The organism is Chryseobacterium sp. c4a (assembly GCF_009900745.1).
Classification (GTDB): Bacteria; Bacteroidota; Bacteroidia; order Flavobacteriales; family Weeksellaceae; genus Chryseobacterium.
Window position 1 is genome coordinate 277,568 of the sequence record NZ_WXVU01000003.1, and the last position, 16,839, is coordinate 294,406.

14 protein-coding genes are annotated in these 16,839 nt (G+C 36.4%); 4 read left to right on the forward strand and 10 right to left on the reverse strand.

Going from position 1 to position 16,839, the window contains the following annotated elements; translation table 11 throughout:
• Positions 1 to 59: 59 nt before the first annotated feature.
• Genes rodA through GTR01_RS07245 form a run of 5 tightly spaced genes read right to left on the reverse strand, consistent with a single transcriptional unit; the run spans position 60 to position 5,735 of the window.
• Positions 60 to 1,289 (reverse strand): rod shape-determining protein RodA, encoded by a 1,230-nt coding sequence (rodA, locus tag GTR01_RS07225; protein ID WP_160137187.1) that lies wholly within the window; start codon positions 1,287 to 1,289, stop codon positions 60 to 62.
• A complete protein-coding gene (locus GTR01_RS07230) occupies positions 1,286 to 3,331 on the reverse strand; it encodes a peptidoglycan D,D-transpeptidase FtsI family protein (protein ID WP_160137188.1) in 2,046 nt (681 codons plus the stop codon). Before GTR01_RS07230 ends, rodA begins: the two co-directional genes overlap by 4 nt.
• Complete coding sequence (locus GTR01_RS07235; protein ID WP_160137189.1) at positions 3,328 to 3,834, reverse strand: rod shape-determining protein MreD; 507 nt, start codon at positions 3,832 to 3,834, stop codon at positions 3,328 to 3,330. Before GTR01_RS07235 ends, GTR01_RS07230 begins: the two co-directional genes overlap by 4 nt.
• On the reverse strand, positions 3,827 to 4,681 hold the full coding sequence (gene mreC, locus GTR01_RS07240) for a rod shape-determining protein MreC (RefSeq protein WP_160137190.1): 855 nt from the start codon (positions 4,679 to 4,681) through the stop codon (positions 3,827 to 3,829). The genes GTR01_RS07235 and mreC overlap by 8 nt, the downstream gene beginning before the upstream one ends.
• A 28-nt stretch (positions 4,682 to 4,709) precedes the next feature.
• A complete protein-coding gene (locus GTR01_RS07245; protein ID WP_045491741.1) occupies positions 4,710 to 5,735 on the reverse strand; it encodes a rod shape-determining protein in 1,026 nt (341 codons plus the stop codon).
• 385 nt (positions 5,736 to 6,120) lie between these two features.
• On the opposite strand from GTR01_RS07245, the gene hemA reads away from it, so the two are divergent.
• The 4 genes from hemA (at position 6,121) to hemE (ending at position 10,114) form a co-directional block, all read left to right on the forward strand.
• Positions 6,121 to 7,395: a glutamyl-tRNA reductase gene (hemA, locus tag GTR01_RS07250; RefSeq protein WP_160137191.1), complete on the forward strand. Its 1,275-nt coding sequence runs from the start codon at positions 6,121 to 6,123 to the stop codon at positions 7,393 to 7,395.
• The gene (gene hemC, locus GTR01_RS07255; RefSeq protein WP_160137192.1) at positions 7,382 to 8,290 is read left to right on the forward strand and encodes a hydroxymethylbilane synthase; all 909 of its coding nucleotides are present in this window, start codon (positions 7,382 to 7,384) and stop codon (positions 8,288 to 8,290) included. Before hemA ends, hemC begins: the two co-directional genes overlap by 14 nt.
• A gap of 67 nt (positions 8,291 to 8,357) precedes the next feature.
• Positions 8,358 to 9,041, forward strand: a complete 684-nt coding sequence (locus GTR01_RS07260) for a uroporphyrinogen-III synthase (RefSeq protein ID WP_160137193.1) — start codon at positions 8,358 to 8,360, stop codon at positions 9,039 to 9,041.
• 41 nt (positions 9,042 to 9,082) lie between these two features.
• Positions 9,083 to 10,114, forward strand: coding sequence for a uroporphyrinogen decarboxylase (hemE, locus tag GTR01_RS07265; protein WP_160137194.1), 1,032 nt, complete (start codon positions 9,083 to 9,085; stop codon positions 10,112 to 10,114).
• Between the two features lie 318 nt (positions 10,115 to 10,432).
• On the opposite strand, the gene GTR01_RS07270 is transcribed toward hemE, so the two are convergent.
• From GTR01_RS07270 to GTR01_RS07290, 5 genes are all read right to left on the reverse strand, one after another.
• On the reverse strand, positions 10,433 to 11,653 hold the full coding sequence (locus GTR01_RS07270) for a cysteine desulfurase (protein ID WP_160137195.1): 1,221 nt from the start codon (positions 11,651 to 11,653) through the stop codon (positions 10,433 to 10,435).
• A gap of 208 nt (positions 11,654 to 11,861) precedes the next feature.
• Positions 11,862 to 12,515 carry a 50S ribosomal protein L25/general stress protein Ctc gene (locus GTR01_RS07275; protein ID WP_160137196.1) on the reverse strand — a complete coding sequence of 218 codons (654 nt, stop codon included), beginning with the start codon at positions 12,513 to 12,515 and terminating at the stop codon, positions 11,862 to 11,864.
• A 56-nt stretch (positions 12,516 to 12,571) separates the two neighbouring features.
• Entirely contained in the window at positions 12,572 to 13,510 is a 939-nt protein-coding gene (locus GTR01_RS07280) for a ribose-phosphate pyrophosphokinase (RefSeq protein WP_066694282.1), read from the reverse strand.
• An 85-nt stretch (positions 13,511 to 13,595) separates the two neighbouring features.
• Positions 13,596 to 15,152 (reverse strand): G-D-S-L family lipolytic protein, encoded by a 1,557-nt coding sequence (locus GTR01_RS07285; protein WP_160137197.1) that lies wholly within the window; start codon positions 15,150 to 15,152, stop codon positions 13,596 to 13,598.
• A gap of 10 nt (positions 15,153 to 15,162) precedes the next feature.
• Positions 15,163 to 16,401, reverse strand: a complete 1,239-nt coding sequence (locus GTR01_RS07290; RefSeq protein ID WP_160137198.1) for an OmpP1/FadL family transporter — start codon at positions 16,399 to 16,401, stop codon at positions 15,163 to 15,165.
• Positions 16,402 to 16,839 lie beyond the last annotated feature (438 nt).

Consider the following 16,839-nt stretch of genomic DNA (forward strand, 5'->3'; position numbering starts at 1 on the left):
AAATTTGGCAGACTTAAAGACAAGCTAAATATCCTTTGTTTTTTGACAAAGAAAAATAACTATACTAAACTATTTTTATCTGAATAATTAAGTTTAAAGAAAATAAAAGTCATCATAGAGAAAGCCAACAAAGAACTTCCCCCATAACTGAAATAAGGAAGCGGAATACCTACAGTTGGGAAAAGCCCCATAACCATCCCTAAATTGATCGAAAAGTGCATCAATAGAATCGAAGCAAAGCAATACCCAAATACGCGGTTAAAAGTAGATTTCTGCTTTTCTGCCAAATAATAGATTCGCCCTATATACACCATATAACATAAAATAAGAGTAGCACTTCCTATAAAGCCCCATTCTTCTCCTACCGTACAAAAAATATAATCGGTTTCCTGCTCCGGAACGAATTTTCCTTGAGTAACGGATCCTTCACGGTATCCTTTTCCTAAAAGACCTCCGGATCCGATCGCCGTTTTAGAATATAATAAGTTGTATCCTGACGTATCTCTAAATGCCTTTTCACCTTTATAAAGAACCTCAATTCTTTCTCTTTGGTGTTTAGGCAGTTTTTCTAAAATATAAGGAGAACCAAATGCCAGCCCACACAATAATAAGATAGATCCCGCAATTCCGGAAATAGAAATTACATCCCAGGACATTCTATGATAATTCATTGCAATCATAACTCCGGCAATGAGTAAAATAGCCGCAGCAACATATATCGGTGGGATTGCAAGTGCTATCAAAAAAACTCCTGCAAAAATAAAACCTACTCCAAATAACCAACCACTTAATCCTTCCCTGTATAAAGCTATAAAAAAGGCAATGAATACAAGCATAGATCCTACATCGGGGATAGCCAATACGACAGCAGCCGGAATACCTATAATTCCTAAAGCAGTAAATAAAGACTTTCTGTTCTTCAAATTAAAATCAGGCCCAGAAACATAATTAGCCAACATTAGCGCTGTTCCAATTTTAGCAAATTCTACAGGCTGCATGGTAAAGCTTCCAAACTTGTACCAGTTCTTTTGTCCTAAGATTTCCTTTCCAAATGGGAAAAGACCTATCAACAAAAGTACCCCGCCTATATAGATAATACCTGCCATATTTTCGAAGAACTTACTTCTTCCCACAAATATGATAAGCCCAACAAATACAGAAATACAGAAAAACATCAATTGTTTTTCCCCAAGCTTCTGGTCAACACTGTAAATATTAGCAATAGCAAAAATGCAAAGCATGAAATACAGTCCTAGACCCAATTTATCTATTCCTTCTGTCCATTTCATTGCTTAACAGTTTTTTTAGCAGTGTTAGTATTCTTCTTATCTTCTTCTATCTTTTTTTGAAGCTTGGCTTTTTGTTGTTTAACAAGTTCCAAGCTATCCTTTATTCTTTTTTGTTTAATGGAGTCAGGCTTAGGATCCTTGTAAAGTCCTTTACGCTTCAGATCTGCAATCCATTGTCTTTTGTATTCCGGCATGAAACTCGAAGTGATCATCTTTTTATACAGATTCTCTCTTTTCAAATCTCCGGTAATATATTTTTCAGCAATCACAGTACAGGCTGGCCCTGCCCACGTAGCTCCAAATCCTGCATGTTCCATTACAGCTACCACAACAATTTTGGGTTTATCTGCAGGGGCTATCAATACAAAGATAGAGTTATCTTTCCCTTGCGGAACCTGTGCAGTACCAGTTTTGGCTAATTGTGTAAAGTCATTGGATTTCAGTCCTCTTGCTGTTCCTCTCAAAACCACGGCTTCCATCCCTTTTAAAACAGGTTCAAAATGCTTTGGATCTACTAAAGTTTGATGTTTCACCTTAAATCTTGGATCCGGATTTGGTTTTCCATCAATTGCTTTTACAATATGAGGTGTATAATACCATCCTTTGTTTGCAATAGCAGCAACATAATTCGCTAGCTGAATAGGAGTTACTAAAACATCTCCCTGCCCCATCCCATTATAGATCGCTCCGGTTGACATCTCGTCCCAATTTTTAAAATCAGTTCGCTGAGAGCCACTAGCTTTCATAATAGCTTTAAATCTTTTTTCGTAAAAATCTCCGGAAGGAATTCTACCTTTTGCACCTACCGCAAAGTCGTTATTTAGAAACTCTCCAACACCAAAGCTGCTCATAATTTTTTTCCATTCATCAACACCTTTTGAAGGGTTACCCGGATACTTTTTAATGATCGCAATAAAAGCATAGGTAAAGAAGCAGTTACTGGAAACCTGAATAGAAGGAATAAGCGGATCTGCTCCACCATGCCCTTTAATTCTCTTTCCTTTATAGAAAAATCCTCCTCCACAAGGGAAAATAGTCTTCTCATCCATTACTCCCATCTGCATAGCAGCCAGAGCTGTCAACAATTTGAAAGTTGAACCCGGAGGATATCCTGCTTGTAAAGAACGATCGAAAGTAGGTTTATTTTCATACAGCGTATCTTTTGATAACGCATATAAGTTTTTAGATTTATAAGGCCCCGTAAAAAGATTCGGGTCAATATCTGGCCCTGTTGCAGCAACTAAAACTTCACCGTTATTCGGGTCTATCGCTACAACTGCTCCGTGTTTGTTAACAAGCATTTCTTCAGCGGTTCTCTGAAGGTCGTAATCAATAGTTAAAGTAATATCTTTACCGGTAACTACATCTTTATCCAAAGTTCCATTTTTATAAGATCCGATATTTCGAAGCCTGATATCTTTTTGGATATATTTCATTCCTTTTACCCCACGAAGTTCTTTTTCATAAGATTTCTCAACTCCTGTTTTCCCAATAAAATCTCCTGGTAAATAGTAGATAGAATCTTTTTTAATCTCTCTTTCGTTTACTTCACTGGTATACCCTAACAAGTTTCCGGAGGTAGAAACTTCATATTGACGCTGAGGTCTCTGTACAATATTAAAGGCTGGATATTTAAAAATAATCTCCTGTACTCTTGCAATATCTTCCCTGCTGAGATCCTTTAAGAAAGTCATAGGAGTCAGCTTAGAATAGTACTTTTCCTTTTTAATAACGTTGATCTTATTGATGAAATCTGCTTTGGAAATTTTCATCAGACTACAAAAGCCTAATGTATCAAAATCAGGTTTCATTAACCCTTGTGTAAAGGAAATTTCATAAGCAGGCTGGTTTCCTACCATGATCTTACCGTTTCGGTCAAAAATAACTCCACGCTGTGGAATTACATATTCAATTTTAATGGAAGTATTGGCGGCGTTCAGTGCATAACGATCTGTAAACAACTGCAAATAAGCAAGCCTCGCCACAAAAATAAGGGCGATTACAACAAGGATGGAAAAGATTTTTAAATAACGTGTGTTCAAACTTTTTGTTTGATTTTAAATATTAATGCGTAAATAACGATAAAGATAAATGAAATTACACTCGTCACCAACACATTAAATAATATTTCAAAAAATCTGCTAAACTTAAAGAACTCAATATATTGTACTAAAAGCTGATGCAGGAATATACTTGAAAATAAAAACAGCAAAAACTGCGCCCATTGCAGGGACTGAAAAGAGAAAAAGTCTGTAGATGTATCTGTAGACGTTCTGAATATCAACGTTCTGAAATAAGCAATCAGCGTTGTAGCAAAGGCATTGATCCCCCATGAATAAAGAAAACCATCAATAGCCAATCCTATTAAAAAACTTAAACCAAGGAATTGAAATTTGTTTCTGAAAAAAGGATAGAACATCACAAATACAGGATATAGTACCGGAGTATACTTTCCGAAAATAGTAATCCTGTTCAATACAAAGATTTGTAATGCAACAAGAAATATCATAATCAATATATCGGTAAATAAAGTCCTGCTAATCATTTTCCTTTTTTATTACAGCTTGCATCGTATCCTGAATCTTCTGCACTTCTGCCTTTTTCAGATTCTTCACGACATACACTTTATTCAATGCACCCATTTTTTCACTCAGTTCTACTGATATATCCCAGAATCCGGTTTTATTATCTACTGAATATCCGGCAATCGTTCCTATCGTTACACCTTTTGGGAAAATAGCAGATTTCCCGTCTGTAACAACGGTATCTCCAATTTTTAAAGCAACATATTTTGGAATATCCGCAAGGTGCATCACCCTGGAGTTATCACCATTCCATGTTAATGTTCCAAAATATCCTGAGTTTTTCAACGCAGCATTAATTCTGATCCTATTGACACTCAATACCGATTGAACCAATGCGTAGCTGTCTGTAGAATTGATTACAATCCCCGCAATACCTCTAGGTGCCATTACCCCCATCTGAGGGAAGACTCCGTCTCTACGGCCACGGTTGATTGTAAAGTAGTTATTTCTTCTATTGATACTATTGAAAACAATTTCACCATCAACAAAAGTATAGATTTGACCCCCTCCGATGGTATCATGTACTCTTTTGAAAACAGGATTCTTCGATCCGTCTTTTCCATACAGTTCTGTCATCAGAGCTTTATTCTGAACCACAAGATCTTCATTGATCTGTTTTAGCTTCAGATAAGAAACCCCCTCATCGATATACCCGGAAATCCATGAATTCAACGCAGCCGTTTGGCCCGCAATCCAGGATCTCTGCATGGCATTTCTAGAGAATATCAGAACCAGAGCAATAATTTGCAGGAATATAAAGAAGACAAAAAGTGTGTTCTTCGAAAATAATCTCAGCAAAAATCCCATTCAGATATATAGTCGTAAAAAGTTAAAATTATTTAATTAAGAAATTGAATTTATCCATATTCTTAAGGGCAATACCAGTTCCACGAACTACCGCTCTCAACGGATCTTCCGCTACAAACACAGGAAGACCTGTCTTTTTGTGAATTCTGTCCGCAAGACCTCTTAATAAAGCACCTCCTCCAGCAAGATAAATACCAGTTTTATAAATATCAGCAGCCAATTCCGGTGGAGTAAGAGAAAGAGTTTCCATTACAGCATCCTCGATTCTGATGATAGATTTGTCTAATGCACGGGCAATTTCTTTATACCCAACCATAATTTCTTTAGGTTTCCCTGTAATAAGGTCTCTACCTTGTACCGGAATGTCCTCGATATCTACATCAAGATCTTCTACTGCAGAACCTACTTCAATTTTGATTCTTTCAGCTGTTCTTTCACCGATATAAAGATTATGGTGAGTTCTCAAGTAATAAGCAATATCGTTGGTAAATACGTCTCCTGCAATTTTCACAGATTTGTCACATACAATACCACCTAAAGCTACTACAGCAATTTCAGTAGTACCTCCACCTATATCAATGATCATGTTTCCTTCAGGCTTCTGTACATCAATCCCAACTCCTATAGCAGCTGCCATTGGCTCATAGATCAATCTTACTTCTTTTGCGTTTACTTTCTGAGCAGAATCTCTTACCGCTCTTTTTTCAACTTCAGTAATACCAGAAGGAATACAGATTACAATTCTTAATGCAGGCTGTATGAATTTACCTTTGATTCCAGGAATTTTCTTGATAAATTCCTTAATCATGTGCTCAGAAGCGTGAAAATCTGCAATAACCCCATCTTTCAATGGACGGATTGTCTTGATATCCTCGTGAGTTTTCCCTTGCATATGCTTAGCCTGTTCACCTACAGCAATGGGTTTACCCGTAGAGCGTTCAATTGCAACAATTGACGGTTGATCTATAACAATTTTATTATTATGGATGATAAGGGTATTGGCTGTTCCCAGGTCTATCGCAATTTCTTGCGTAAACATATCAAATAAACTCATATTTTTCTTCTGATTTTAAGTTTACAAAGATATAAATTTAACACTACCAAAGAAATTTCCTCACAACTTAATTTGGTTAAAATTTTATTAAAATTTATAATTCTTTATTAACTTTCTGTTTAGATAATTACAGACTTTGATTTCAACTAAAATTAATGAAGGAACCTATAAGCTAAAAAGACAAAATTAAGAAAGGGTAAAAAAGCCCGGAAAACAGAAGAAAACAAGAGACAAATAACTGAATTTTAAAATTATTTCTTCCCGTGATAAAATTCTCTCGGGTGTCAATCATAAACTTTAAACCCTTCTATAGTTTTTTACGATAATTATCATATATACTATCAGAGGATCATTAATTAAAAAAATCGTAAATTTGCGACTGCTTATGTTACAGTATTCCAACATCCACCGAACATCGAATTTTGCCGTGCTTTCTATAAGCTACGAAAAGGCAGATGTAGAAACGAGAGGAAAGTTTGCATTCTTTGATGAAAACATCAAAAACTTTGTTTCCCGCGTCCATCAGGAAGATCTTGGGGATGCATTTGTGGTTTCCACATGTAACAGGACTGAGATCTATACCACCTCTTCCAATTATCTTTTAGTCGCAGAAGAGTATTGCAAAACCATTGGAGTAAACCTTACGGATTTCCTTCAATTTGCTAATATTTTAACCAAAGAAGAGGCTTTAATACATCTTTTCAGAGTAGCAGCCGGCCTTGAAAGCCAAATTATTGGAGATTTTGAGATTATCGGACAGATCAAAAAAGCATACAGCCGTTTTAAAAAGGAAAGACAAAATTCTAATCCATATCTGGAAAGAGCCATTAATGCAGCTATTCAAATTTCCAAAAGGATTAAGAATGAAACCGGAATTTCCAACGGAGCTGCTTCGGTTTCTTATGCTGCTGTTCACTATATATTAAACAGTCAGAAAAGAATCAATGAAAAGAATATTCTCCTTCTTGGTGTAGGTGAGATCGGACAAAATACGGTTGAAAATCTTGTAAAACACGTTTATCAGCCGAAAATTAAAATTGCCAACAGAACTCAGGAGAAAGCTGAAAAGATTTCCCAGAAATACAATATTCCTCATGTTGACTATGCTGATGTTGACAAGGAATTAAAAAACACCGATATTCTTATCGTGGCTACGGGAGCCAAACACCCGATTATCAACCAGTCTCATTTCCCGAACGGAAAGCAAACATTAGTGATAGACCTTTCCATTCCTCACAACGTTGAAAAAAATGTTACAGAAAATGAAAATGTAACCTTGATTGATGTTGATGAGCTTTCAAAACAAATCCAGGAAACGATCCAGCAAAGGGAAAAAGAAATTCCTAAAGCCGAAAAGATCATTAAGGAACTGATGAAAGACTTTATTGAATGGGAGAAAAAAAGAAAATTAGCACCAAACATTCATCATTTCAAAGCAGTTTTAAAAAACATGGAACGCAATGAAATGCATAACTTTTACAAGAAAAATAAATATATAGACATCACGGATATGGAACTTTCTGATAAAATGATCCAGAAGATCACCAACCGTTTTGCAAAATATATCATCGATAATCCTTTAAAAGCCGAAGAAATTAGTAAATTAATGCACGAAATATTAGTTGAACAACCAAACAACGAATTCAATGAAAAGCATTAGAATCGGAACAAGAAATTCCGCACTTGCACTTTGGCAGGCTAGAGAGGTTGCGAGGCACCTTCAGAACAACAATTATTTAACGGAAATCGTTCCTATCGTTTCTTCTGGCGATAAGAACCTTAATCAGCCTTTATATTCATTAGGAATCACCGGGGTTTTCACAAGAGACCTTGATGTAGCCTTATTGAATGATGAAATAGATATTGCTGTTCACTCTTTAAAAGATGTCCCTACCCTATTACCTCAGAATATTGAGATGATAGCCTATCTGGAAAGAGATTATCCACAAGACATTCTGATCAGAAAAGAATCTGCTAAAAACAAAGAACTTCACGAGCTGAAATTGGCGACAAGCAGCTTGAGAAGAAGAGCTTTCTGGCTAAGACATTTCCCGAATACTGAGTTTTCAGATATCCGTGGAAACATTCAGACCCGTCTTCAAAAACTTGAGGATGGAGATTTTGATGCCACTATTTTATCTTTGGCCGGAATCAAAAGAATGAAAATGGAAATTGATTATGAAATGCTTCCGGTAATGATTTCCGCCCCATCTCAGGGCGTTATTGCGGTAGCAGGACATTCCGATAAACCGGAGATCAATGAAATCCTGAGACAGATCAACCACAAACCAACTCAGATCTGTGTAGAAATGGAACGAAACTTCCTAAGCACTTTAGAAGGAGGATGTACAGCACCTATCGGAGCTTTTGCAGAAATTATTGAGGATCAGATCCGCTTTACGGCAGCACTTTGTTCTCTTGATGGTAAAAACTGCATTGCTATCGATGAGAACTTCGAATACAACCCGGAAGAAAATTTTGGAGAAAAGTTCGCAAAAGTGGTACTGGAAAATGGCGGAAAAGAATTAATGGCGGAAATCAAAAGCCAGATCTAAGATTATTGACTTCAATTTTAGATTTCTAATTTCTTTTTAATCCTTTCTATTTTCTAATCCAACAGACATGAAAATCTTATTTACCAAAAATATAGACCAAGCAACAATATCCAAAGAATTAGGAGAGGATATTTTGGTTGATTGTATTGAGGTAATTAAGACAAAGCCTATTCTGATCAGCCCATTTGAACTGAAAAACTACTCCCTGATCTTTACCAGTGTAAATGGTGTAGCTGCATTTTTTAAAAACAGATTTAAGCCTAATGAGAATTTTACGGCAAAAAACTACAATAAGATCTACTGCGTGGGTGAAAAGACCAAGAAGGCATTGAGGAGACATGGTTTCGGAACCTTCAAGGTATTGAGGAATGCCGATGCACTGTCAAGATTCATTATCGGAAACTGCCAACATGAGCAATTCCTTCACTTCTGCGGCAACCTAGCCATCAATGTTCTGGACAAGGAACTTCCCTTGCAAAACATTAAGTATAAAAAAATTACGGTATACAACACAGAGGAAACCAATCCGTTGATACCTGAAAAATATCATGCTGCAGTCTTTTTTAGTCCAAGTGGAGTTCGTAGTTTTGCAAAGCAAAATTCCTTAAAGGATATGAAGCTGTTTTCGATTGGAGAAACCACATCTGGAGAGTTGAGAAATCATACCCAAGAAAGAATTTTTACTTCTGAAGAAAATACATTGACCTCTATCTTTGAAATGATAAGAAGAGAAATCGGAAGGACACTTTAAAATATGCATTGCCCGAAAGGTAATATTAGCTTGAATAGATTATGATAAAGAACGACCTATATTTAAAAGCACTTCGCGGAGAAACCGTTGAAAGACCTCCTGTTTGGATGATGAGACAGGCTGGAAGATATCTGCCGGAATTCATTGCCCTAAGAGACAAATATGATTTCTTCACGAGATGTCAGACACCTGAGCTTGCTGCTGAGATTACCATTCAGCCTATCCGCAGATTTCCTTTGGATGCTGCGATTTTGTTTTCTGATATCTTGGTGGTTCCACAGGCAATGGGAATCGATTTTAAAATGAAAGAATCCGTTGGCCCATGGTTGGATACTCCGATCAGAACAATGGAACAGGTTCAGAATATCGAAACTCCGGATGTGAATGATACTTTAGGATACGTTTTTGATGCTATTGAATTGACTCTTCAGAAATTAGACAACGACATTCCATTGATCGGTTTTGCCGGTTCTCCATGGACAATTCTTTGTTATTGTGTAGAAGGAAAAGGAAGTAAAGCATTTGATATTGCGAAATCTTTCTGCTTCCAACAACCTGAAGCTGCTCATTTATTACTTCAAAAGATCACCGATACTACTATCGCTTATTTAAAGAGAAAAGTAGAAAAAGGAGTTTCTGCAGTACAAGTTTTTGACTCTTGGGGCGGAATGCTTTCTCCAACTGATTATCAGGAATTTTCTTGGCAGTATATCAACCAGATCGTTGAAGCATTAAGCCCACTTACCCACGTGGTAGTGTTCGGAAAAGGATGTTGGTTTGCATTAGAAGATATGACCATGTCTAAAGCTTCTGCTCTTGGTGTTGACTGGACTATTAAGCCGGAATTCGCAAGAACATTGACAAACCACACGATGACTCTACAAGGAAACTTCGACCCTGCAAGGTTACACTCTACTCCTGAAACAATCAAGAAAATGGTAAATGAAATGATTAACCGTTTCGGAAAAGACAGATATATTGCTAATCTTGGACACGGAATTCTTCCTAACGTTCCTGTTGAAAATGCTGAAGCATTCATCAAAGCTGTTGTTGATTGGAAACCTAACTTGTAATATACAATTGGCAAACTTAAAATATAGAATCCCTGTCGTTTTTCGGCAGGGATTTTTTGTTTATATACTTTATTATATATAGAATAGATTCTTTTCCTATATACTTTATCAACATTTTATCTTTATATTTGAGTACTAACACATTAAATCATTTAATATGAAAAAACTAAACAAAGACAAAATGAAAAGTATCATGGCAGGAGGTGAACGTTGCCTGGACTGTGAAATTGGTTACCATCAAGTTATTATTAACGGTAGATGCAAATGCATTGAAGATTAAAAAAAGCAGCTGATTCAGCTGCTTTTTTATTCTATTTTTTATCCTAACATTCTCTGTGCTTTTTTAACACCTTCCACAAGAAGATCAATCTCTTCAAAGGTATTATAGACTGCGAAACTCGCTCTCACGGTTCCTGCAATATTAAAGAATTCCATGATAGGCTGTGTACAGTGGTGTCCGGTTCTTACCGCAATGCCCATTTTATCCAGGATCATTCCTACATCGGAAGAAATCCCTATTCCTTCTAAATTAAAGGAAACAACCCCTGTTCTTTTAGCTTTCTCACCATATACTTTCAGACCTTCAATTTCTAAAAGGTGTCTTTGGGCATATTCCAATAAAGCATTCTCATGATTTTGAATATTCTCATGTCCTACTCTGTTCATAAAATCAACTGCTGCTCCCAGAGCAATATTCCCCCCTACATTCGGCGTTCCTGCTTCATATTTAAAAGGAAGGCCAGCATAGGTTGTTCCGTCAAAAGAACATGTTGCAATCATTTCTCCTCCTCCATGAAATGGTGGCAAAGCTTCTAATATTTCTCTTTTCCCATATAAGATTCCCGTTCCCATTGGTGCATACATTTTATGTCCGGAGAACACAAAGAAGTCACAATCCAGCTTCTGAACATCAATATTGAAGTGAGGAGCAGATTGAGCACCATCAATTACAATATATGCGTCTGAATTTTTTCTTGTTTTAGCAATGATCTCTTCGATAGGATTCACAATCCCAAGCGCATTGGAAACCTGATTTACAGAAACTACTTTAGTTTTTTCACTAAGAAACTGATCAAGATAGTCTAATTGAAGAATACCATTTTCATCAATAGGAATGACACGAAGCTTTGCACCTGTTCTTTCACAAAGCAATTGCCATGGAACAATATTAGAATGGTGTTCCAGATAAGAAATGATGATCTCATCGTCTTTTTTCAATTTTTGTGTTAAAATATAAGAGATAAGGTTCAATCCTTCAGTTGTTCCTTTGGTAAAGATCACTTCAAAATCGTGCTCTGCATTAATGAATTTCTGAATCTTTCTTCTTGAAAGCTCCATTTCTTCCGTTGCAAGTTGGCTTAATGTATGAATTCCTCTATGAACATTTGCATTAAGTTCCGTATAATATGCGTGACAGACGTCCAAAACCGAATTTGGCTTTTGAGATGTAGCTGCATTATCAAGATAAACCAACGGCTTACCATTCACTTCTCTGTCCAATATAGAAAACTGGCTTCTTATTTCCTGAATGTCAAACATTTATTTATTTTTTAAATTAAGGTGTCCTTATTTAGAACTCTTCAAATTTACGGCTTTTTTTTCGAAAGGAAGCATCTGGTTGTAAGCTGATACTTGTCAGTTAATAGAAATATTCAATGATATCAAGTGAGTAAAACTGATAGGCCATAAAAAACAAAAAAAACCTGTCAAAAAATTGACAGGTCTTATATCATTAAATAAGCAATACTTATTCTGCAGATTTTTCTTCTGTTGTTGGAACGTCAGGAGATTGAGTAGCAACTTCTTCTGCTTCTTCTTCATCTTCATCATCCATTGCAGCAGCACCACCTTTCATTGCATTTCTAGACATCTTAACAGCAACTACTACTGCGTTGTCTGGGTGCATGAAAGAATATCCTTCAGTTTTGATACCACCGATGTAAAGTTTGTTACCGATTCTTAATGGAGTAACATCTACAACGATTTCGTCAGGTAGGTTAGCAGGAATAGCTTTTACTTTTAGCTTTCTGAAAGACTGACGTAAAACACCACCAGCTACAACACCTTTAGAACGTCCTGTAATTCTTACTGGAACTTCCATAACCACTGGCTTGTCGTCAGATAATTGATAGAAGTCAATGTGAAGAATTCTGTCAGTAATTGGGTGGAACTGAATATCTTGAAGAACTGCTGGAATTATTTTTCCGTCAACTTCAATAGATACCGTGTGTGCTTCAGGAGTGTATACTAATCCTTTGAAAGCTTTCTCTTCAGCAGAGAAGTTTAAAGGCGCTTCACCTCCATAAACAACACAAGGAACTAATTCAGCATCACGTAAAGCTTTTGTAGACTTTTTGCCCACGCTTTCTCTTTTTGTACCTTGAATTGTAATAGATTTCATTTATAAAAAATTTAAAAAATTGTTCTTATTTAAATTTGCAAACTACTTAAAATCAATTAAATAACAAATTTGCTACTGATTGATTTGTGCTCATGAACCATCGTCATAACGTCCGCAAATAATGGGGCGCAAGATAGCACTTTTATTTTAGATGACAAATTATTTTTAACAGGAATTGAGTCAGTTACAATAACTTCCAAGATTTTTGAGTTCTCAATATTCTCGTAAGCCTTTCCTGAAAGCACTCCGTGAGTTGCCATAGCTCTTACTGTTTTTGCTCCTTTCTCAATTAGAATATCTGCAGCTTTACAAAGCGTTCCTGCAGTATCGATCATATCATCAATAAGAATTACATTCTTACCGGTAACATCTCCAATAAGGAACATTTCTTCTACAACGTTAGCTTTCTTTCTTTCCTTGTAAGCAATTACTACTTCTGCCCCTAAGTGACCTGCATAGTTTTTTGCTCTTTTTGCACCTCCCATATCCGGAGAAGCAATAGTAAGGTTGTCAAGATTTAAAGATTTAATGTAATCAACGAAGATCGTAGAAGCATAAAGGTGATCTACCGGAATTTCGAAGAACCCTTGAATCTGATCTGCGTGAAGATCCATTGTCATAATTCTTGTTGCCCCTGCTGCAGTAAGAAGGTTAGCAACTAACTTAGCACCGATCGGCGCTCTTGGTTTGTCTTTTCTGTCCTGTCTAGCAAGTCCGAAGTAAGGAATTACAACGGTAATGCTCTTTGCAGAAGCTCTTTTTGCTGCATCAATCATTAGAAGAAGCTCTAAAAGATTGTCTGCAGGAGGGAATGTAGATCCGATTAGGAAAACTCTTCCTCCTCTTACAGATTCGTCCAAAACAGGCTCAAATTCCCCGTCGCTGAACTCCTGAAAGTTGATTTTCCCTAATTCTTTCCCATAACTCTGGGCAATTTTCTCTGCCAAGTCCCTGCTGGTTCTTGTACAAAATAGATAACTTAACTGATCGGCCATTTTAACTTTTTAAAAGATTTTGCAAATTTAAAAAAAAACCACAAGATTTACTCCTGTGGTTTCTAAGTTTTTATTTAATCAATAATTATGGTAGTGTAACACCTGAGTATTTATTAGGGTTTACCAGTGGTAATGACGAATTATAAGTTGCATTAATTGCAGTGATAAATTCGTTGGCAATCACACCATATCCTCTACCCGTTAAGTGTACTCCATCCAATGAGAATGCACCTCCGGATACAAATTTAGCCGTATATTTTACCCCATCCCATGAAATCCCGGAATCGGCTGCCAGCTTCTTAAGTTTAGCATTGGCATCTACAAAAGCATATCCTTTTGCAACAGCAGCAGCTTTAATGGTTACATTATAAGCATCAATAGCATCATTGATTTCTTTAATTTCAGATGGAATCAATACATATTTATCCGCAAATGGATAAGCAATACCTCTAGCACCAAGGGATGCCGGAATTCCCGGAGGAAGCGTTTCCATTGAACCAATAGCAGCTTTTGTTGTTAAAGGAATAAGATCCCCAGTTTTCGCCTGTCTTGCCTGACCATAAGTAGCCCCAAGATAACCAGCAAGCGCCATTAAAGTTGGATTTCCTGAAGCTGTAGCAGCAGCAGCAATCTGTGCTCCTAGGTTTGTAATACTTTCGTCTTTAATCAGCAATGGGTTAGCAGCTGATTTAGAAAGAGGTTTAATTCTGTCACCTGCTCCTAATGCAGTTAAAATCTGGCTTAATGGCCCATATACATTTTTATTTAAATCATCTATTGTAGCTTCTCCAACAGCAACATTTCCTTTTCCTAATACTGCAGAAGTCAAAGGATTAGTAGGAATAGTTGTCAATGAAGGAATAGAAGTTACACTTGGAATATTAGCAATAACCCCCTTAGCTTTTGTAGCTTCGATTTTAGAAATCAACAGATCGTAATATTGCTTAAACTGTGCTGGAGGCGTAAGTGTTTCAATAGAACTATCAGCACCTGCTAAAGCATACAATAAAGCATCGTTATTTCCGATCCATAATGAGAAGAATGTTGGATTTTGACTTACAAAGTCCCCAATCACAGATGCAGTAGATGATGATGCAAATCTCACAAAGTAAGGGTTTGCAGTTTTTGTTGCCAATCCTGCAACATCTCCATAGTTCGGAGCCAATAGATGAGCAACCTTTGCCCCAGGAACCCCCATATTATTAAAAGGCCCTTTAAGAACAGTATTAACTATGTTTGTAGCTTTATTATCATTAATATTCCCTATATCAGGAGCTCCGTCAACAAAACCTTTTATATAAAGCTTGGTATCCTGAATCTGAACCGTAGTAGTTGCTCCTAAAGCAAGCAGCAATCCACCGTTATTATCTCCCATTAGAGGCTGCTTGAACTCTCCACCCCCTACAAGTTTCATTTGCTGAGCAATCATAGATGGATACGATTCATTTTGCCCGTCTATATAAAGAGCTCCGTCTCTGTATCCGGAAGTCAGTGAATTTCCTAAAGCAACATATTTTGAGAAATCAGCACTTCCTTTTGATACCTGAATGTCTTTTACATCAGTATCAAAATCAGTCTTACAGCTTGTTACCATAAAAAGAAGTGCAGAAACTGCTATTGTCGATATTATAATTTTTTTCATAGTCTTTTAATTAAAAAGGATTATAAGATAAACCTAGACCAAAATAGAATGCTCTTGCTTTAGCCTGCCCGTAGAATCCTAGATTCGCATTGTTTACATATCTGTATTGAGGCATTGCATATCCTCCTGCAATGTCAATTCCGAATTGTTTTAGCTTAAATCCTACCCCACCGGTAATCACATAGGTATCAAATGAAGGTGTTTCCGGAATAAAGTTCTCATTAGTATATGGAGATTCATCATAATATGCTCCTAAACGTCCGTAGATCATATTAGTGAACGCATATTGAGTACCCAATCTGAAGGTTTTAGAATTTTTGAAATTCTTAGGGCTTACAAGTATTGTTGGATCTGATGGATTATTTCCAATCGGTGCATTGTTAAAGTCCAGTACAAGTTTACTGTATCTCTCCCATCCGTGGTAGTTAAAGTCTGCAGAAACCTGCCATTTTGGTGTCACTTTATAAGTTAAACCAATAGTATATTCTTCAACTAATGGAAGCTCAGCCGTAAATCCGTCCTGACCTTGAGCATTCAATTTCAATAACGAATAAGGAGTTTTAGTCGGGAACTTGAATGTCGCTGTTCCATTTTTAGCCTTCATATCAATAGCTGAACGATAAGCAACACTGATATCTAATTTTGGATCAGGTCTGAAATAAAAACCAAACCCATATCCATGGCCGCTTGCTTTCTCATCATTAATGTTTACCTGTCCGTTAAATTGTGTTACCGCTTTATCCCAATCTACTTTTCCTCTTGCATAGATGTAACTTGCTCCAAAAGATAACCAAGGAGCTAGTTTCACGGAAACCATAGGTTGGAAATAATAACTCTTCAATTCCAGTTTCTGCACCATTTCTTTACCTTCCCAAGTATCCGGCCATTTAACCGTACTACCAAAAGGGGTCGTGAAACTGAAACCTACAGATAAATTTTCTATTGGTTTATAAGTAATCGCTGCATAGATTGGGGTTCCCAGAGGGTTATCCGTTTCTGTGCTTTGTAAAGTATTTAAGTTCTGAAAAGTAACTTTATTACTTGCACCAAATCCTCCAGCTACTACACTCAGCTTGGTAGGAATAAATGACATACCTGCCGGGTTGAAGAATGTCACACTTGCATCTTCGGCATGAGCACTAGTATGCGCCATTGCCAATTGCTTTACCCCTTGCAAAGAAACCCTAAAGCCTCCTGCGTAAGATAAAACGCCCGCCAATAAAGCAGTTGATACTAATATTTTTTTCATAGACTATTATTATATAACCCAAATATAAAATTATTTTGAATACCCCTGTTAATATTTGCCAACATTTTAAACAATATACAAAAAGAAAATTATGTTTAAAATAACATTCTAAACATAATAAACCACAAAATAATAATTTACAGGTATTTATAAACAACCAAAAACAACAAGCGTATTTATGTTTAATATTAAACTAACGTTTAACAATAAAGATTATTAGACCCAATTATAAGCAAAGATTGAATTAAATCTGAAAAGATGTTAAAATGATTAACAACCATTTTTTTTCAAACAACCGGAAATTGGAATGATTCAAGAAAGGACACTCAAACGTCTAAACAAGGCTTCTCATCACCTCTTTCAATTAACTCCTTATCAAAATATAAAAATGTTTTACTCTGAATTCAGGTTATTTGAGTATTTTAGAATTGCATAAAG

Bases quoted from the DNA above. Each gene is read 5' to 3' on its own strand.
- rodA (WP_160137187.1), bottom strand. From the start codon at position 1,289: ATGAAATGGACAGAAGGAATAGATAAATTGGGTCTAGGACTGTATTTC.
- GTR01_RS07235 (WP_160137189.1), bottom strand. From the start codon at position 3,834: ATGATTAGCAGGACTTTATTTACCGATATATTGATTATGATATTTCTT.
- mreC (WP_160137190.1), bottom strand. From the start codon at position 4,681: ATGGGATTTTTGCTGAGATTATTTTCGAAGAACACACTTTTTGTCTTC.
- GTR01_RS07245 (WP_045491741.1), bottom strand. From the start codon at position 5,735: ATGAGTTTATTTGATATGTTTACGCAAGAAATTGCGATAGACCTGGGA.
- hemA (WP_160137191.1), top strand. From the start codon at position 6,121: ATGTTACAGTATTCCAACATCCACCGAACATCGAATTTTGCCGTGCTT.
- hemC (WP_160137192.1), top strand. From the start codon at position 7,382: ATGAAAAGCATTAGAATCGGAACAAGAAATTCCGCACTTGCACTTTGG.
- GTR01_RS07260 (WP_160137193.1), top strand. From the start codon at position 8,358: ATGAAAATCTTATTTACCAAAAATATAGACCAAGCAACAATATCCAAA.
- hemE (WP_160137194.1), top strand. From the start codon at position 9,083: ATGATAAAGAACGACCTATATTTAAAAGCACTTCGCGGAGAAACCGTT.
- GTR01_RS07270 (WP_160137195.1), bottom strand. From the start codon at position 11,653: ATGTTTGACATTCAGGAAATAAGAAGCCAGTTTTCTATATTGGACAGA.
- GTR01_RS07275 (WP_160137196.1), bottom strand. From the start codon at position 12,515: ATGAAATCTATTACAATTCAAGGTACAAAAAGAGAAAGCGTGGGCAAA.
- GTR01_RS07280 (WP_066694282.1), bottom strand. From the start codon at position 13,510: ATGGCCGATCAGTTAAGTTATCTATTTTGTACAAGAACCAGCAGGGAC.
- GTR01_RS07285 (WP_160137197.1), bottom strand. From the start codon at position 15,152: ATGAAAAAAATTATAATATCGACAATAGCAGTTTCTGCACTTCTTTTT.
- GTR01_RS07290 (WP_160137198.1), bottom strand. From the start codon at position 16,401: ATGAAAAAAATATTAGTATCAACTGCTTTATTGGCGGGCGTTTTATCT.